The organism is Paenibacillus sp. EC2-1 (assembly GCF_049311625.1).
Lineage (GTDB): Bacteria > Bacillota > Bacilli > Paenibacillales > Paenibacillaceae > Paenibacillus_AQ.
The window spans coordinates 382,842-400,482 of the sequence record NZ_CP186006.1 but is presented as its reverse complement, the minus strand read 5'-3'; the positions used below and the strand labels follow the sequence as shown (position 1 = coordinate 400,482).

The following is a 17,641-nucleotide window of genomic DNA, read 5'->3' as shown; positions in this document are numbered from 1 at the left end:
AACCCCCGCAGCCATATGACTGTGGGGGTTCTCCTACTCAATATTAGAGTTTTACAACATTCTCTGCTTGTGGGCCACGTTGGCCATCTACGATATTGAACTCGACGCGGTCGCCTTCGTCCAATGATTTGTAGCCGTCTCCTACGATTGCGCTAAAATGTACGAATACATCGTTGCCGCCCTCGATTTCGATGAAGCCAAATCCTTTTTCTCCGTTAAACCATTTCACTGTTCCTGTTTGCATAATTCAATTACCACCTATTTTTTATTACATATGTTCTTACTCTCAAAAAAACTTCTCACAAAATCTCTTAAAAAAATAAAAATTCACATATGGTACAAGGTTATTGTCGTCTCAAGAATAACCCTCTACGCTATGCGAATTCGTTAGGTGACTGCTTGCTTTCGATATATTGATTATAGCATGCTCAGGCGAAGATAGATACGACCACTAAATGGGAATAGGATGCCGCCCTCTCCAATTGAAAGGACGGCTCCATCTGACGACTCCAGCCGCCTACTAGGTTACTACACCTGAACACCAGTCTGGTAATTCAGTAGCTGCTTAAAGGTACCCTTACTCTCCTGGGACAATTGATGATAGCCGCCTTGCTGGATCACACTTCCCTCTTCCATCACAATAACCTGATCCGCATTGCGGATCGTAGACAGGCGATGCGCAATAACGATAATCGTCATGCTACCTTTGAGAAGCTCTAACGCATTTTGAATAAGCTTTTCATTCTCACTATCCAGCGCACTTGTTGCCTCATCTAATACAAGAATCGACGGACGCTTCAAGATGGCTCTTGCAAGCACGACACGCTGACGTTCGCCCCCAGATAAACGGATTCCACGGTCCCCAATTACCGTATCGAGCCCTTGCGGAAGCTTGCGCACAAATTCTTCCGAAGCAGAGAATCTCAATGCTTCCCATAGCTCAGCGTCATCTGCATTAGGAGCAACGAGCTTCAAGTTATCCCGAATACTCTCATTAAAGAGGAAAGGATCTTGCGCAACATAACCGATAGCCCCGCGCAGTCCAAGAAGCTGCTGCTCATCGCGAAGCGATACACCATCGATCAAGACTTCACCTTTTTCCGGTTGAATGAGTCCCATGAGCATATCGATCAGTGTGCTTTTGCCGGCACCGGATTTACCTACAATTGCAGTCATGCGATTCGCAGGGATCTGGACATTAATATCCCACAGTGCATATACAGATGAATTCGGATCATACCGGTAATCAACATTCCGGCATTCGATGCCTTGCTCCATTCGAAACTCATGCGGTTTAGAAACAGCTGTCACATCCCCAAGTTCCTGACCGGTCTCATATTCCATCTGTAGCTTGCGCATGGCTTGAAACGCAGGGAAATTAGAAGCAAGCTGCTCCGTATTCGATTGAATACTAATAAACCTTGGCCACAGACGCGAGAAGATAAGAACAACGACAATCAACTGCTCTGCCGGTGTATGTAGCACCTCAAGCGCGAGATACACGAAGCCGGCAACCAATATAACCGAAGAGAGGCGATAGATGAGCTGGGACAAAGAGTTCATTTTGCCGAATTGGATGAAGTTTTGCTCCATTTTTCGAGATAGATTTTTGAACCAGTCAATATGAGACTTCTCGAGCCGATTGCTTTTGATATCCTTAATCCCATTGAAATGATCACTAATTCCTGCAAAATAATACTTAGACAACTCTGTTGTCTGCTCTCCAATATGCTTCGATTTCTTAATAAACCTTCGCCCGAATAGAGCAAGCAGCCCACCGCTAACGAGTACAACTAGCGTTAACATCGGTGACAACCATAGAGCAAGACCTATCTGTATTACCGTGAACAGTGCAGAAGTGATCATCTGTAAGAATAAAGAGGTTCCGTAATTGACTCGCCCGAGCTCGTTAGTCATAACATGGTTGAAGTCCGACTTTCGTCTGCGCAAGAAGAACTCCCACTTCGCCCGCAGTAATCCCTCATACGTCTCTACTCGAAGTGTACGAATAAAGCCCTGCAGAATTTTTCCGTTTAATAAGGTCTGACTCCGCTGAAGGAGTGCCTGTCCCCCAACGATCAAGACATATAACGCCAATATCATGGGCAGATTCAATTCAAACGACCACGAATTGATGAAATTCTGCAATGTGGAGACCAGCGGTATCCCATCCAGATTCGTTTCAAATACACCTATGATACTGAGGAGAGGAACGATCAGATAGATTCCTATGCCGTCAAGTAAACTAATGAACAAAGTCATTATCATATTTATGTATAGCTTCACGCCTGCGAAATGGTGCATTTTACGAATAAAATAAAATAAATCCTTCAATATACAAAACTCCTTGTGCGGATGATCCGTTCACCGCCTCATGGGCGATAGAGCCGCTCGCTGTACATCTTTTCCGAAAATCCCTACAACAGCATACCTCTCATGACCTTCTTTACCGGTAAGAATATACGGACCACTGCGAAGCCAGGCATGAGCAGCCATCTGCCCCTTGTCATCCCGTCCACTTCCCAGATAGAGTGTGCTCGGAATCCCTCTTCTCTCCAGCATCTTCATCGCGGCGACCGCCTTAACCATACATTGACTCTCCCATAAGGTTAGGCGGCTCATCACATGAATTGATCTGGAGATTTTACGTAGTAGCAGAAGATCCTGCTCCGTATAACCTGTAACGGGAGTCTCCTTCATGCGCTCGCCTAAAGATGGTGCTACCTTAGAGAAGGGAAGAAGCTTGAACACCCTCCCCCAGGCTAAGTAGAAATACGCTTCAAAGAACATTCGCTTCATATCTAAGGGATACGATATAAACTTGCGTAATTTTCTATAGAGACGCATTATTGCTGCTTCACCTGCACAAGCCCCTCAGTGATAAGCTGCTTCAAAAATGTCTGAACTTGCTGCTCGCATACCTCAGGTTCGATCTCATACTCCGTTACTAATTGCTCAACGATGCCCGTAACAGTCACTGGAGTAGAAGCCAGCTCCCAGATCCGGCCGCCGATCAGACCTAAGTTGTAATACTTTCCGTTCTCGATGCTCAGCATCACCTTTTCGCCATCCATATCACTTACTAGGAAACCTTCGGATTGTACGATAAGATCGTCCGCTGTGATGATTTCAACGCTCATGGACTTGAACCTCCCCTTAAACTATAACGATACAGTATGTATCAATTATAGCAATGGCGTGCCAATTTGTATACATGGTTTGTGAGGAATTATGGGCTTGTGGGGGGATGGGATCGGGAGAATACATTCTTCAATCTCTAACTGCTTCGATTAACTAATATGAGTTTTGAAATTGTCTTCTATATATGTACATCTAGTTGTGAAAGTCTTCTCTAACATTAAAAAGCAAGATACCTCCTTATTTAGGTACGTCTCATAAACCGCACAACTAAAAAGAACGGTCTCAATAAGAAGTATACAAAATGAAACCGTTTCGATAGCGGAAGCATGCTTGCATCTTTTGAACTGGGTGTAAATAACATACGTACATAGTGCAGCTTTTGTCCACTCGACATAAGTAAGAAGAAATACCAATCATGCTTCAAATCCATACTTTCAGTTGAATAATGGTTTCTTTCTATCCTTTTTATTACTTTCTCAAGTTGCTTCTTAGATTTCCCCATAGGAATTATTGTGCTAATTCCTACTGATATTTCTGATAACAGTAAATAATTTGATAAGAGGATTGCCTGCTGCACATAGTGTTTCACTTTATAATATTTCAGAATTTGTTGAAGTCTTTCAAAATTTATTGTGTGATTCTTTAGTAACCTGTCAATGTCCATTAACCAGCGGAGTCGAGACCATCCATGTCGTGATCCATGCTCTGAAAGATATAACAATAGGTCTTCATTTCCTAAATAATAATAGGTCTGATTCGAGATTGAAATTTCATTTTTGCGTTCCCAAAAATCTTTAAATGCAGGTGTTCCCCCTAGGTTTGGGTTCAAACGCCAGTGTAACTCAATTTCAGATTGATGCTCTGGATGAATGAATGATAGATGATGCGTCCTAATCAACCAATTATCTAACAATTGTTCACCTTTCATTTCATATCCGGAATCTGTTAAAATTTCAATTGATTTGTTTATATCGTCTACATCAACAAATACATCTAGGTCCTTTGAAGTTCTTCTTGATACATCACCATAAAGAGACAAAGCCAAGACCGGGCCCTTTAATATGATGAGCGGTACTTCATTCTCTGTAAATTTTCTACATAAAACTCCCATTTCTCTTGTTAGCTGAAGCATCTTAAATGCATTTTTGGTATATAGCTGTTGAAGTTTATCCATTATTTCTTGCGGGATTATTGTTGAATATGAACTTATGTTTTTTAATTTCAAGAAGACTATAGAATAGGCTCTATGATGTTTCACCAAATCAAGAAATGCACTCCAATCTATTCTTAAGCGAGATATTTCAGCTCCATCAACTTGTATATCATCCCGAAGACATAACAACATAAATTCAAATTCAGGTGAGCGATCTTTCGTCTTCATTTGTATGCCTCCAACCATTAAAATGACAAGATCGGGCTCTGTTCTTTTTGTCCTTTGTTCATATTTGGCCGCCCAACGGAATAGTAGATGAGTTCTGTTTCTGACAGTTCCATCTCACTATACAGATTTCGACCATCGATAAGAACAGGATGTTTAAGATAAGATTGAATTGTTTTGGGAGCTATATCCTGAAATTCTTTCCATTCGGTCAAAATACATAATGCATCCGCACCCTGAGCACATTCAATCGCACTATTAGCGTATTCTACATCAAGTGAAAATGATTGTTTGAAGTTCTCTGTAGCGATTGGATCAAAAACTTTCACCCTTGCATTCTTGTTTAATAAATCTTCAATAATTTCAAAAGCTGGCGATTCTCGAACATCATCAGTTTCCGGCTTGAACGCAAGTCCCCAAACAGCAATTGTCTTACCTGCTAAATCCATTACTGCTTCAAGCTTATGAATGATGTTAAACCTTTGATCTCGATTCACTTCAACTACTGATTTTAATAATTTGAAGTTATAGTCCATTTGCCCTGCTATTTGGATCAATGCTTGGGTATCTTTAGGAAAACATGACCCTCCGTAACCAATCCCTGCCTTTAAAAAAGAGGAGCCGATACGCTTGTCGTAGCCCATTCCTGAGGCTACTTGCGTCACATCGGCTCCTACTTTTTCGCAAATATTAGCAATTTCATTAATGAAGGATATTTTCGTAGCAAGAAAAGCATTGGAAGCATATTTAATCATCTCAGCACTGCGAATATCTGTAACCATTATATTATCCGTTAATGGGCTGTGCAGCTCTACCAATATACGCTTCGCCCGTTCACCGGATGTTCCAATTACTATACGATCAGGCTGAAGAGTATCCTGCACCGCAGTCCCTTCACGTAAAAACTCTGGAACGGAGGCTACTTCAAAAGGGTGCTTGGAGTTAGCCTCAATAATTCCCTGAATCTTCTCATTAGTGCCAACCGGTACGGTACTTTTCGTTACAATAATTTTAAAACCGTTTAAAGACTTTCCAATTTCCATTGCAGCCTGCTCAATAAAACCTAAATTGGCTTGGCCGTTAGGTAATGAGGGGGTACCAACAGCGATGATAATAATATCAGACTTCTGTACAGATTCTGTCAAATCTGTTGTGAATCTAAGACAGCCTTTTTCTTTATTTTTGGCTATGAGCTCTTTCAACCCTGGTTCATAGATGGGTACTTCCCCATCATTAAGCAATTCGACTTTTGAGGATATTTTATCAACACAAACAACCTCATTCCCTAACTCAGAGAAACATACTCCTGATACTAAGCCAACATATCCGGTTCCTATTACACTGATTTTCACTTTCTTATCCCCTCTCTACGGTACCTTGCCACATGTCCTAATTGCTATGCTACACAAGTTGATCAACAATCTTAACAATGTTCCTTTTATGCCACTCGCTATCTCCGTTCCAATTTCTTTTCCGTCTTGCAACAAGCCTTGTAAATGTATCCTTGGCATTCATACTTTTTAAATGTTCCCATGACATAAGTTGATATGGGTGCCTACCGATAAGCGAATTAATCGTATTCTGATCTTCAATCATTACATCTCTATTCAAGAGTAATAAAGGTTTGAAAAGTGATACCGCCTCTCCCACAGTTCCCCAACCAGGTTTAGTAACTATGACATCTGCAGCAGCAACATAATTTTGAGACTCCGTATAAGAAGGCGGTATCGAATGAATATTCTTACCTAACATGTTCATATTGCTAGACACCACAAATTCACATGAATCATCTTTCCACATCTTCAGAGAATCAAGACCGCCCGCCTGAATGCTCATACCAAGGGCAAAATAGATAATGTATTTATTTCGTTCCGGATTCAACTGATTGATTATGCGTTGAACCTCATTTACTTCAGGCTTCCGGCAGTAAAAATCTGCTTCTATCGACACTACTCCCTTACACCAACGTGGTTCATTGGAGCCTGCTAGACTAATGAAATTGTCCATTTGGGAATATGCGCTATATAAGGGTTGAAGATATTTATGATCAAGCATATTTCTATACGCGGTATACCATGTGAAATTAGAAATCCCCAAACTCTTGACCTTTGCGATCCTTGCAGCGGCAATGGGAACGGGTGATATGTCAGATATCACCAGATCTGCTTGTTCACTAGCTATGAATTCAGCCTCACTTTGGATCTCAATAGGTAGTGTCCGCATATAATCTAAGTACTTTGATTTAAAAAAAGTTAGGTCGGTGTCTATAGAACCATTCTTTAACACATACCCCAGATCAGAGTCGCATTTATGATAATGAATGTTATCTGTGATTTGGCACTTCAATGATTCCTTGATAAATGGAAGTGTTTTTTTCGAACAGACTATTATTCGATATTTTTTCGGCGCATACTGAAGCAATGAGCGAATTAAGGCAATGCTGCGTGTTGCATGACCATAACCATAATCTGAGATATAATAGCAAATTGTTTTCATAATATATTAGAACATCACATTTTTATGCAGTGCTCAGCCATTTCACACCAACTCTGATAAAGCTCTATTAGTTGATTTCTTTCCTGTTCAACACCGCTCTGTACTACAATAATCTCCAAATTAGATAAAGCACGAATACTATGTAGAGTCTTCATTGGAAGATGCAGAATGTTGCCCGCCTTTACCCGCATAAAATTACCATTCTGAATAAATTCTCCGTCTCCCTTTACAATCGTCCATACTTCTTCACGGCTAGAATGCATTCGATAGCTTATATTCTTACCTTCTTCAATACCTATTCGTTTAGTTATTACACAACGGCCGTCATCATAAGTCTGATCATCAAGTATACGAATCCATCCCCACTGTCTCTCTTCGTACATTGGTCCCTGATTGAAATTAATAAAATCCTTTATACGCGGGCTTGCACTTTTATCTGTTACGAGAATTCCATCAGGACTTGCCGCAACTACAATATTGGATAATCCAACAATGGAAACAGGAATGTCAATTTCATTTATAAGATGTGTATTCTCGCAATCATCACTAATAATTCCTCTTCCTATTTGACGATTTTGCATTTCCTCGGTTAATGTATTCCAGGTACCCAAGTCCTTCCAGTACCCATCATAAGAAACGACAGCTATTTTTTCGGCTTTCTCTACTACTTCATAATCAAAGCTAATTTGGGGCAACATCTGGTATTGCTGACACATTCCTTCATATTGAATAGGCAACCCCCTACCTTGGAGTAGATCAATTAAAAAACGTAGTTTAAAAGCAAAAACACCGCAATTCCAAAGTGCATTCTGAGTTATTAACTGTTTCGCCATCTCCTCAGTTGGCTTCTCCTGAAAATGACTCACAGCAAGATAATCAGATTTTTCTGAATCGTTGTTGTTCAGATGAGATTCAAACGGAATAATATAACCATATTTTGAAGACGGGTAGGTTGGCTTAACTCCTATAAGTGCAAGTTCAACATTCGAATGGTTTAACACGTCCTCCAGTTGCTTTACAACATTAAAGAAGGAATTCTCTACAAAGGGATCTACCGGCAATACGCAAACGACCTCGTCTAAGCTAACCCCTACATGGGAATAAAGATATGTTGCCGTCAAAGCAATTGCTGCAAACGTATCCCGCCGTTCAGGTTCAATGATAAGAGGAATGTCCATACCAATCTGGCTTTGCATAATCTCAATTTGAGTTTTACTGGTTGCAATATAACTGGATTCTGACAATCCATTCGCCGCGATCTGTCCCCAAACACGTTGTACCATGGAGACTAGCTCATGCTCATCGTTCTCTAGAACCTTAAGGAACTGCTTGGATCTCGCATCATTGGACAATGGCCATAATCGTTTGCCCGATCCTCCGGACAACAATACCAGTTTCATTCCTTTATCCCTCCTCCAAATTAAAAGGAGCCTCTTTCCAGAGACTCCTTTGTCATTACTATATATTTTTTGTTTTTTCTATAGGTTTTTAAAAACCGATATACATATACCGGATTGTTATAGGCATAACGTTTCCATAATCTTTTAGGTTCTTTTAATAAACGAAACAACCATTCTAACCCAAGTTTTTGGAAGATTAATGGCGGTCGCTTAATACTTCCAGTAATAAAATCAAATGCTGCGCCAACCCCTATCATAATTCCATTAATTCGATCTCTGTGATCGTACATCCAATACTCTTGCTTCGGGCAACCAAGACTTACAAAAACAATATCTGCTTCAGTTGAATTAATCATCTTCACAACTTCAGCATCTTCTTCCTCTGTGATCTTTCTGAAGGGTGGAGAATGATGGCCTACAATTTCAATACCTTCGTATTGCTTAAGCAACTTTTGGGTTAACTCCGCTAGAGTATCCTTTGTTCCACCATAAAGGAAAATTTTATATTTCTTCATCTTAGACAACTCGCACAATTTCAACATCAGATTTGGACCATCAACTCGTTCCTGTCCCGCATACCCATATGACTTTAGTGCCCAAACCAAGGGCATTCCATCCGGGGTACATAACCCAGCTTGATTCAACACTTCTTCAAAAGTGCTATCATTACTCGCAGTTACAAGCGAATGTGTGTTGCATATGCAAACATACTGCTTATGTTTTTCACTAATCCAAGCTTCGATTGCCGAGATCGTTTCATTAAAACTCAATGTTGAAATATTAGAATTTATAATTTTTCCGACTCTATATTTTGGCTTTTGCTGTACGTCCATTATTATTCTCCTTAATGACGCTTCTATATATATCTTCAAGCAGTTTATAGTTTATTTCTTCTGTATAGTTATTCTGAAATACCTCGATAACTTTTTCCCGCATGCTGTAATAATCCTTATAATTAATGGCATCGCCAATAACCCGCTGTATATCTTGAATATCGTCATGTACAAAATGAAAGCCTGTTACTTCATTATGCACAACCTCTTGTAAAGAACCTATTTGGCTGCAAATTACAGGTGTACCTACTGAATAAGCTTCAACTATAGTCATGGGAAAACCCTCATACCAAATTGAAGGAACTATCAGATACTTTGCATCCTTCATATATTCTAATACCTTATTAGACGGCTGGTTACCTACAAACTCCACATTCTTGTGTGCATATAACATAGACAACTGTTCTTTTTCCGGCCCTTCCCCGACAATCAGTAATTTCATGTTCTTCTGATCCTTAATATGTTGCCACGCTTCTAATAAATTTCTCACACCTTTCTCAGCTGATATTCTGCCAACGTACAATAAATAATTCTGATTTATGGTTCTCATTGACTCGGTATTATCATTAGTCGATATAAAATTTGGCTTTACAGTAATCTTATCTTCTGGTATACCACCCTCAATAAATTTCCTCTTTGAAAACTCAGTTAGCGCTATATACCGATTTACCTTGTTACCCCACGTACCCAACATTCTGTTTAAAGAAATCATTGTAACAAGAGGTACTGTCTGCACTCTAGATCCTCGATAACAACCATTTATCACTGAATTAATTAATGACCCAGTCATGCATTTCTCACATACTTTGTTTTCTCTCAAGAAGGTTGCTGCTGGACACATTAATCTGTAATTATGCAAGGTTTGAACTACAGGTATATTTAAATGATTACAGGCGTAGTAAATTGACGGGGAGATTATCGGAAAAAAATTATGGACATGAACCACATCAGGTTTCATGTCCATAAGCTTTTTCTTAATTCGTTTATACTCAGTACTCGACCAAGTTGCGTCCAATGCCATTTTCGCTTTATTCATTAAAGTTTGATTATTAATTAAATCATTATGTACTGTATATAACTCTACTTCTATTCCATTCGATCTTAATAAGGCTTCTTCTTGAGCGAAAACCTTGTCTTCCCCGCCGCCTTGCTGATAGTAATTATGGACAAGTAAAACCTTTTTCAATTTGATCGCCTCACATCAGTGTTTAATCTGCATTAACATTCTTTCCGCGATATGGTCCCATGTGGCCTCTCTCACAGTTTCTGCTGCTGCTTGTTTAATTTGTGCAATTAGTCCACTGTCATTAAGCAATCTTTGTATCTCAGATATCCACAATGATACATCAAACTTATCTATTATCAGTCCATTAATATTATGTTGAATAAGAGTTGATGATCCACCGTTTACCGATGATATTATTGGCACCTGAAAATGCATACTTTCTAACAACACCATTCCAAAAATATCATAGTTTGTCGGAAATAACATTACATCACTTGATTCATAAATTCTCCAAAGATCTCTTTGTTCAATTTTATCAAAATAAATGATACTCTCTTCAAGATTGTTACTTTTAATAAAGTTCCAATATTTTTTTGTATCGTCCTCTCTCCCTGTACCGACGATAATCAATCTTATTTCATTGTTAAGTGTTAATATATTTTTTAATATATTTAATAGAAAGCTTATATTTCTTCGTTCTTCTAACACGCCAATATATAACAAGACTTTTTTATCTTTTACTTTTTCTAATTTAGATTCTATTTCTTTATTTAAATTAATTCTTTCATCAATATGTTCAGTATCCAAACCAACACCTAAAGTAATAACATCTTTAAAACCCTTTTTCATTAAGTAATTATTTGCCAGATCAGATTTAGAAAAATTCAGTTTTATATTCTTTCGCATCCTCGGCAAGAAAAATGAATCATATAATAACTGTATTTTTTTATTACTATTATCTCCGTATGGCCCATGATATAGGACTAATTTTTCGGGACATAAATTTGACAAAAAAAACGTCATTATTTGATTGTATTCAGTTGTTATTATTAAATCATACTCATCCAAAAATTTCTTTCTTAAAACTTTTGTAAAAATACCATTATTCAAAAATTTCATACCATTCATCCAAAGTATTCTTAGTTTATTATTTCTAAATTGAAACACTTCTTCAATCTTCAATTTATTATTGTTATCAAAATAAATAACATCACAATCGAATCCTTTCTTGATTAAAGCCTTTCCGAAGCCTATTTCTTGTAAGTTATATGATTTTGGATTTACTTTGTTAGCAAAATTTCTAATATACAATACCTTGGATAACATAGCCCCACCCTAATTCATACATTATTTATGATATAATCAGCTTTCTATACAATTTAGAACCTTACTATTAGGTCTTTATTGGAAATACATCTTCATTATTGAATCCTCTATTTATATTTCTGTGCTCCATTTCTGTTATTGCTGCAAAGAACCATACAAATGAAACTGTTGCGTAAAACATATCAAAAGTGTTATATACAAGCATAAAACCACATATCTGAAACACTGAAAGCAAGGTAATTAACGCAAGGGTCTTGATACGTTTTTTTCTTGTAATCCTCATTAAAAATAACATCCTAAAAACAATTAGTATAAATGGAAGAAGAATTGCTGCAGTTCCCACATACCCAACATCAACTAAAAATCGAACATAATCATTATGGGGCTGTATGAGTCCTAGATCATTATCTATCATAAATTTCTGCGACCATCCAAACCCGTGACCAAATACAGGCGCCTCTTTTACTCGTTCCAGCAAAAAAGCAGATACTATCCCCCTGTGCTCTTCAGTACCTGCCCCAAATACTAGTCTTTGCTGGATTTCCCCCCACGAAAAAACAATAAGTCCTGCTGCCGCAGCCAAAAGGATTGAAAATATAAGGAACCTTTTTTGCCATAGTAAAAGAACTATTACAGTAACTCCGAAAATAGCCCAAGCACCACGGGAAAAACTGAGTAAAACTAATGCCATAATTGCAATGATCATAGCGATATTTTTAATTCCGAGTTTCTTTTCAGTTTGTCTCAAAGTCATACAAACAAACAAGAAATCAAACATAATAACCATAAACATGGAAAAAGTATTTCTTGAAGGTGCTAATCCACTCGCTCTGACAACATCAAAAAGAGAATTTTGTGCGATGAATAACTGATACATGGATACAAAAAAATTAGCCGCAATGAAAAAAACAATCCATGTTTGTACTTTCCCCCAATTAATTTCTTTATAATACTTAACTGTTATTAAAAACAAAATAAATGGAGTATATATTTTCAAAAAATAAAAAGCATCTGAGAACGATGCCGCCTTATAAATACTTATACTCGTCAGACAAGATATGATGAGTGTAATCTTTACATAAAAAGGTGTTATCACTTGTTGATCCTTTGAAAGTAAAAGTAGCAACCCAACACCAAATAAGAATCCACACTTTACTATGTTATCTATTGATCCAAAATCAATAGACGGGAAAAATCGAGAAATTCCAAATCCAATATATATAGGAGATAGAAAAATAGAAATAAAAATATAGTTTTTGGGTTTTAGCAAAAAAGGTGCTAGTAATAAGGGAATCATTATAACGCTAAACACCGGATATACCGCAGATAGAACTATGCCAACAGAGGCTAGAATTAGAGCGTTGTTAGAGTAAGTAAAATAAGATGATACATTTTTAATCATCGATTCATCACCATATTTTTAGTTTAGATGTAAATTACCACAAAAGTTAATCATGATAATCCCATCATTTTATTTTTTAACATATCTTCATTCATCTGCATTGAAAAATGACTATAACCACTCAACTGAAATTTTATAATGTTCGCAACCGACTTGGTTTTTATCCCTACAGGGACAAATCTATACTTATAAGATGCTATTTTATTGTTATGTTCTTGAAACAATATATCTTGAGCGTAATTTCCCCATCGATCCATTGGCATTAAATCTAATGTCATACCTGCCTGAGCCGAGGGGAGAAGCATATTAGAACCATGAATACCTATTACCACCTGACTTTGACTGTATATCTCACAAGTAAGAATTTCAGTCTCTTTATCAAAGCTTGTAGTTCTACAATCATCGATCCAGCCCGGGAAAGTCCCTGTATCCCCTAAACCAACAACCGTGAATAAATGATTGGGAAATGATTTTCTCAACATCTTAAACAATCGAATCACTTTCCAGTATTGATAATATAGTATTGGTTTTGTAAATTTCTTTAAGTTTGGATATTTCTGAACTACTTTGGAAACATAGTAATTATTGATCCAAAAACGGTCTTCTCTCCAAATAAATGATACTCGCTGTTGTGCAGTAGCTTCATATCTATAACTTGAAACACCCGTAAACTGCTCAATATTAAATTTGCTTGGATGTGAATAAGCATGACTGACATAGACTTGTTCAAAACGTTCAAGTTCATTAGTTATGCTCTCGTTTAAGGATGGATAATAGTTTCTTGCATTACTAAAAGAAATATTAACCGTCCAAATTTCAGCAACAAAATCAGGAACCATCCATTCTAATGCTTTCTGGACTATAACAATAAGAGCGAAGTCAGGGTTATTCTCGAATTCTCGCTGTGCATTGAGCAACTTTAGTAGTGAATGACCATAAAGATAGTCAATACAATTTAAAATAATAACCCTTTTATGTTGGCTCTTTCCATTGATCTTGACAGCTATTTTAGTATCTGAAGTTGGATTCTGTAATGATTCTCTAAAAGGCTCACCTAGCCATTTCCTTGCCTTTTCATTCCCTGTTAGTACATATCCAGATAAATCAACTTTATAAGGTAAATATGTTGCATGCCCTACACTCAGATCTTCTATATTTTCTTTATTACATCGTTCGCAGATGGTATGCACACAAACATGAATTCCTTGCCATATTATTTTGTTGTTATAGACAGGCTGAGAGCAATAATTACATACTGAATGATGATCTATTACCGGCTTAATTTGAATCATTTCGATCTCCAACCTTCATTTACATAGTTTTGAATTTCCAAAATGTCATGATTGATCTTAGCATTAATAATAAATTGCCTCTAATTTTGCCTTTGAAAAACAGATCACTGATAAATATAGAAATGGTAAACGATAAAATTGTCGCAACAAGGGATCCAGTGACCCCCATTACCGGAATTAACAAATAATTTAAAATGATGTTTGTTCCTGCTCCAACGACTGAAGTAATTAAAGTGTATTTAAATAAGCTTTCATTCGTAATAAACAGACTTTTTGCAACGCCAAAATTCGTGAAAAATAATCGAATAGCAAATAGCGATAACAAGGAACCTGCTTGTGAATAGTCCATGCCATATAATACAATTACGATTTGATCAGATAAAAAATATATAGGAATGGCCGTTATTAAAAATAAAATGAACATCATTCTATACACATTAGATAGCGTTCTTTTATATTCAACTTCACTAGCCAATTTAGACTTCGTCACTAATGGAGCATAGGCAGTAGAAATGACTACTGGAATGAACCCTAAAACTTCAATGAGGCGTAGAGCTACCGAGTACTGCCCTACAGCTGCATCACCTAACATTTCACCAATCATAATTTGATCAATTCTAGCCTGAACAAATATCGCTGATGAAGATAATACTAAAGGCCAACTATGGGTCATGAGCGATTTAGCTCTGCTAGGACTTAGTCTCCAACCGAGTAGATGTTGCTTTTTCCTCTTATAGAAGTACAATAAAAGCAAACTTCCTACAATAAATTCAATATGAGCACTGACGGCAACGAATTCAATCGAGGCGTAATTTAGTAATAATATTATTTTGATAACACAACTAATTATGAAAGCTATGTTTTTTGCTATAACAGTATATTGGGGTTGCATTTGTGATCTAAACCAATAGTCAATAACATCAAATAATTGAAATATGGAAGCTGTTGCAAGGATTAAATTGATAGCTTTTATCGTTGAATCATCTGGTCTCAGCAAAGAAATACCTATATACGATGCTGTGACTGCAAGTAAAGTCCCAACAAATTTCAATCCAATAGCTGTACCTAAGATTTCTCCAGCCTTAGAATTGTCTTTTACTAATTCACGAACTACAATTGCATCAAATCCTAAAGTCGTTAACACCAGGAACATACCGAAAAATGATTCTGCGTAATTCCATTTCCCTAATTCTTCTGGACCTAAAATTCGAGCCATTATGACACTAACGCTTAAACCTAAAATCATTCGAATAATTTTATCGCCAAATAGCCAGGTTGCATTTGCTAATAGGGTTCTTTTTACGTTTATTTGAACAGCTGCTTGTGACATATGATCTTGCTCCAATTGTTAAAATTAAAAAGGTTACCTCAATGAGAGATAACCTTTAAATTATTATTTTTATACCATTACCGCATTATTATGACTTTGCTGTACTCTTATAAGATCCGCATCTACCATCATTTGAATCAACTCTTTAAATCCGACTTCAAGCTCCCAGCCTAATACCTCTTTCGCCTTTGAGCAATCCCCCAGCAAGAGATCAACTTCTGCAGGGCGCACGAATTCAGGATCAATCACCACATAATCTCTATAATCCAGTCCTACGTAAGAGAAAGCAATCTCAAGAAGTTCCTTTACCGAATGCATTTCTCCGGTAGATATTACGAAATCATCCGCCTCTTTTTGCTGTAGCATCAGCCACATTGCTTTTACATAATCTCCAGCAAATCCCCAATCTCGAAGAGAATCCAAATTCCCCATCCGGAGTTCGCTTTGAAGTCCTAGTTTAATTCTAGCAACAGCATCAGTAACCTTTCTTGTAACAAATTCAAGTCCACGTCTTGGCGATTCATGGTTGAACAGAATACCAGAACATGCAAACATATTGAAACTTTCTCGATAGTTCACTGTTATCCAATGACCATATACTTTTGCAACACCATATGGACTTCTTGGATAGAAAGGGGTTGTTTCTTTCTGAGGAGTTTCAACCACTTTCCCAAACATTTCAGAACTTGATGCTTGATAAAATCTAGCCTCTGGCTTCATAATTCGAACAGCTTCCAACATGTTCGTAACAGCAATCGCAGTATACTGTCCAGTCGCCAAAGGTTGCGGCCAAGATGCGGCTACAAATGATTGAGCAGCTAAGTTATACACTTCATCTGGATCCGATATTTTCACGGCTTCAATGAGCGATGCCATATCGGTCAGATCTCCTGATATCCATTTAATTCTATCTTTAATATGTTCCACATTCTCAAAATTGGGAGTGCTTGTGCGTCTCCGAAGCCCATATACCTCGTAACCCTTTTCTAATAAAAATTCAGCTAAATAAGAACCGTCCTGCCCGGTTACTCCAGTGATTAACGCTCTTTTCATGTTTAACTCCTCCACAACCTAGTATTATTGTTCAATCAAATATTCATTTTTAAAGGACTGATATACGGAACGTAATCCATCTTCTAATGAAATTTTGGCTTCCCACCCAAGATTATTTATCTTTGTGACATCTACAAGCTTTCTAGGAGTTCCATCAGGTATAGAACTATTGAATACAATTTCGCCCTGATATCCGACAATAGACTTAATAAGTTCTGCTAGCTCTTTTATAGAGATGTCATTTCCGACACCTACATTAATAATTTCACTATCATTATAATGATTCATCAGAAACAAACATGCTTCTGCCAAATCATCTGAATGAAGAAATTCACGTTTTGGACTTCCAGTGCCCCATACCTCAACAGTAGGAATTTTATTTTCTTTAGCATCATGAAATTTTCGTATCAATGCAGGTAGTACATGTGAGGTTTTCAGATCGAAATTATCATGTGGTCCATACATATTAGTTGGCATAACAGATATGTATTTCGTTCCATATTGGCGATTGTAAGATTGGCACATATTTATCCCTGCGATCTTAGCAATTGCGTATGGCTGATTCGTTGGCTCTAGCTCTCCTGAGAGTAGATATTCCTCTTTAAGTGGCTGTGGGGCAAACTTAGGATAGATACATGTAGAACCCAGGAATAAGAGCTTCTCGACATTATAACGATAAGCTGCATCAATAACGTTCGTTTGGATTAATAAGTTATCTCGTATAAAATCAGCCGGATAATCATTATTAGCCGCGATCCCCCCCACCTTTGCAGCAGCTAAAAATACATAATCAATCTTTTCTTGCTCAAACAGACGATCTACTTCTTCACGATTCCTTAAATCCAACTCTGAACTCGTTCGCAAAACTAAATTATGATATCCTTTGCTCTGCAAGGCCCTCAATATAGCAGATCCAACCAATCCTCTATGGCCAGCAACATAAATTTTTGAATTTAATTCCATATATGATTAGTCCCTCCCTTG

General features: G+C 37.5%; 16 protein-coding genes. All 16 read right to left on the bottom strand.

Annotated features, from left to right (window positions below):
• Positions 1 to 43: 43 nt before the first annotated feature.
• The 16 genes from ACK8P5_RS02010 to ACK8P5_RS01935 all read right to left on the bottom strand — a co-directional run bounded on the left by ACK8P5_RS02010 (position 44) and on the right by ACK8P5_RS01935 (position 17,620).
• Positions 44 to 244, bottom strand: coding sequence for a cold-shock protein (locus ACK8P5_RS02010; protein WP_422659339.1), 201 nt, complete (start codon positions 242 to 244; stop codon positions 44 to 46).
• A 284-nt stretch (positions 245 to 528) separates the two neighbouring features.
• Entirely contained in the window at positions 529 to 2,334 is a 1,806-nt protein-coding gene (locus tag ACK8P5_RS02005) for an ABC transporter ATP-binding protein (RefSeq protein WP_422659338.1), read from the bottom strand.
• Between the two features lie 30 nt (positions 2,335 to 2,364).
• The gene (locus ACK8P5_RS02000) at positions 2,365 to 2,847 is read right to left on the bottom strand and encodes a lasso peptide biosynthesis B2 protein (protein WP_422659337.1); all 483 of its coding nucleotides are present in this window, start codon (positions 2,845 to 2,847) and stop codon (positions 2,365 to 2,367) included.
• Positions 2,847 to 3,140, bottom strand: coding sequence for a lasso peptide biosynthesis PqqD family chaperone (locus ACK8P5_RS01995; RefSeq protein WP_422659336.1), 294 nt, complete (start codon positions 3,138 to 3,140; stop codon positions 2,847 to 2,849). Before ACK8P5_RS01995 ends, ACK8P5_RS02000 begins: the two co-directional genes overlap by 1 nt.
• Before the next feature lie 242 nt (positions 3,141 to 3,382).
• Positions 3,383 to 4,522, bottom strand: coding sequence for a nucleotidyltransferase domain-containing protein (locus ACK8P5_RS01990; RefSeq protein WP_422659335.1), 1,140 nt, complete (start codon positions 4,520 to 4,522; stop codon positions 3,383 to 3,385).
• A gap of 17 nt (positions 4,523 to 4,539) precedes the next feature.
• Positions 4,540 to 5,871, bottom strand: a complete 1,332-nt coding sequence (locus ACK8P5_RS01985; RefSeq protein ID WP_422659334.1) for a UDP-glucose dehydrogenase family protein — start codon at positions 5,869 to 5,871, stop codon at positions 4,540 to 4,542.
• A gap of 49 nt (positions 5,872 to 5,920) precedes the next feature.
• Positions 5,921 to 6,742 (bottom strand): hypothetical protein, encoded by an 822-nt coding sequence (locus ACK8P5_RS01980; protein ID WP_422659333.1) that lies wholly within the window; start codon positions 6,740 to 6,742, stop codon positions 5,921 to 5,923.
• 287 nt (positions 6,743 to 7,029) lie between these two features.
• Positions 7,030 to 8,415, bottom strand: coding sequence for a sugar phosphate nucleotidyltransferase (locus tag ACK8P5_RS01975; protein ID WP_422659332.1), 1,386 nt, complete (start codon positions 8,413 to 8,415; stop codon positions 7,030 to 7,032).
• 20 nt (positions 8,416 to 8,435) lie between these two features.
• The gene (locus tag ACK8P5_RS01970) at positions 8,436 to 9,248 is read right to left on the bottom strand and encodes a WecB/TagA/CpsF family glycosyltransferase (RefSeq protein WP_422659331.1); all 813 of its coding nucleotides are present in this window, start codon (positions 9,246 to 9,248) and stop codon (positions 8,436 to 8,438) included.
• Positions 9,220 to 10,434 carry a glycosyltransferase family 4 protein gene (locus ACK8P5_RS01965; RefSeq protein ID WP_422659330.1) on the bottom strand — a complete coding sequence of 405 codons (1,215 nt, stop codon included), beginning with the start codon at positions 10,432 to 10,434 and terminating at the stop codon, positions 9,220 to 9,222. Before ACK8P5_RS01965 ends, ACK8P5_RS01970 begins: the two co-directional genes overlap by 29 nt.
• 15 nt (positions 10,435 to 10,449) lie before the next feature.
• Complete coding sequence (locus ACK8P5_RS01960; protein ID WP_422659329.1) at positions 10,450 to 11,580, bottom strand: glycosyltransferase family 4 protein; 1,131 nt, start codon at positions 11,578 to 11,580, stop codon at positions 10,450 to 10,452.
• Between the two features lie 67 nt (positions 11,581 to 11,647).
• The gene (locus tag ACK8P5_RS01955; RefSeq protein ID WP_422659328.1) at positions 11,648 to 12,982 is read right to left on the bottom strand and encodes an O-antigen ligase family protein; all 1,335 of its coding nucleotides are present in this window, start codon (positions 12,980 to 12,982) and stop codon (positions 11,648 to 11,650) included.
• A 50-nt stretch (positions 12,983 to 13,032) separates the two neighbouring features.
• Positions 13,033 to 14,274: a hypothetical protein gene (locus ACK8P5_RS01950; protein ID WP_422659327.1), complete on the bottom strand. Its 1,242-nt coding sequence runs from the start codon at positions 14,272 to 14,274 to the stop codon at positions 13,033 to 13,035.
• 19 nt (positions 14,275 to 14,293) lie between these two features.
• Positions 14,294 to 15,604 (bottom strand): flippase, encoded by a 1,311-nt coding sequence (locus ACK8P5_RS01945; protein ID WP_422659326.1) that lies wholly within the window; start codon positions 15,602 to 15,604, stop codon positions 14,294 to 14,296.
• A 69-nt stretch (positions 15,605 to 15,673) separates the two neighbouring features.
• A complete protein-coding gene (gmd, locus tag ACK8P5_RS01940; protein ID WP_422659325.1) occupies positions 15,674 to 16,657 on the bottom strand; it encodes a GDP-mannose 4,6-dehydratase in 984 nt (327 codons plus the stop codon).
• Between the two features lie 24 nt (positions 16,658 to 16,681).
• Complete coding sequence (locus ACK8P5_RS01935) at positions 16,682 to 17,620, bottom strand: GDP-L-fucose synthase family protein (RefSeq protein ID WP_422659324.1); 939 nt, start codon at positions 17,618 to 17,620, stop codon at positions 16,682 to 16,684.
• Between the last annotated feature and the right edge of the window lie 21 nt (positions 17,621 to 17,641).

Coding starts and splice junctions, on each gene's coding strand:
- ACK8P5_RS02010 (WP_422659339.1), bottom strand. CDS start 244: ATGCAAACAGGAACAGTGAAATGGTTTAACGGAGAAAAAGGATTTGGC.
- ACK8P5_RS02000 (WP_422659337.1), bottom strand. CDS start 2,847: ATGCGTCTCTATAGAAAATTACGCAAGTTTATATCGTATCCCTTAGAT.
- ACK8P5_RS01995 (WP_422659336.1), bottom strand. CDS start 3,140: ATGAGCGTTGAAATCATCACAGCGGACGATCTTATCGTACAATCCGAA.
- ACK8P5_RS01990 (WP_422659335.1), bottom strand. CDS start 4,522: ATGAAGACGAAAGATCGCTCACCTGAATTTGAATTTATGTTGTTATGT.
- ACK8P5_RS01980 (WP_422659333.1), bottom strand. CDS start 6,742: ATGCGGACACTACCTATTGAGATCCAAAGTGAGGCTGAATTCATAGCT.
- ACK8P5_RS01975 (WP_422659332.1), bottom strand. CDS start 8,415: ATGAAACTGGTATTGTTGTCCGGAGGATCGGGCAAACGATTATGGCCA.
- ACK8P5_RS01970 (WP_422659331.1), bottom strand. CDS start 9,248: ATGGACGTACAGCAAAAGCCAAAATATAGAGTCGGAAAAATTATAAAT.
- ACK8P5_RS01960 (WP_422659329.1), bottom strand. CDS start 11,580: ATGTTATCCAAGGTATTGTATATTAGAAATTTTGCTAACAAAGTAAAT.
- ACK8P5_RS01955 (WP_422659328.1), bottom strand. CDS start 12,982: ATGATTAAAAATGTATCATCTTATTTTACTTACTCTAACAACGCTCTA.
- ACK8P5_RS01950 (WP_422659327.1), bottom strand. CDS start 14,274: ATGATTCAAATTAAGCCGGTAATAGATCATCATTCAGTATGTAATTAT.
- ACK8P5_RS01945 (WP_422659326.1), bottom strand. CDS start 15,604: ATGTCACAAGCAGCTGTTCAAATAAACGTAAAAAGAACCCTATTAGCA.
- gmd (WP_422659325.1), bottom strand. CDS start 16,657: ATGAAAAGAGCGTTAATCACTGGAGTAACCGGGCAGGACGGTTCTTAT.
- ACK8P5_RS01935 (WP_422659324.1), bottom strand. CDS start 17,620: ATGGAATTAAATTCAAAAATTTATGTTGCTGGCCATAGAGGATTGGTT.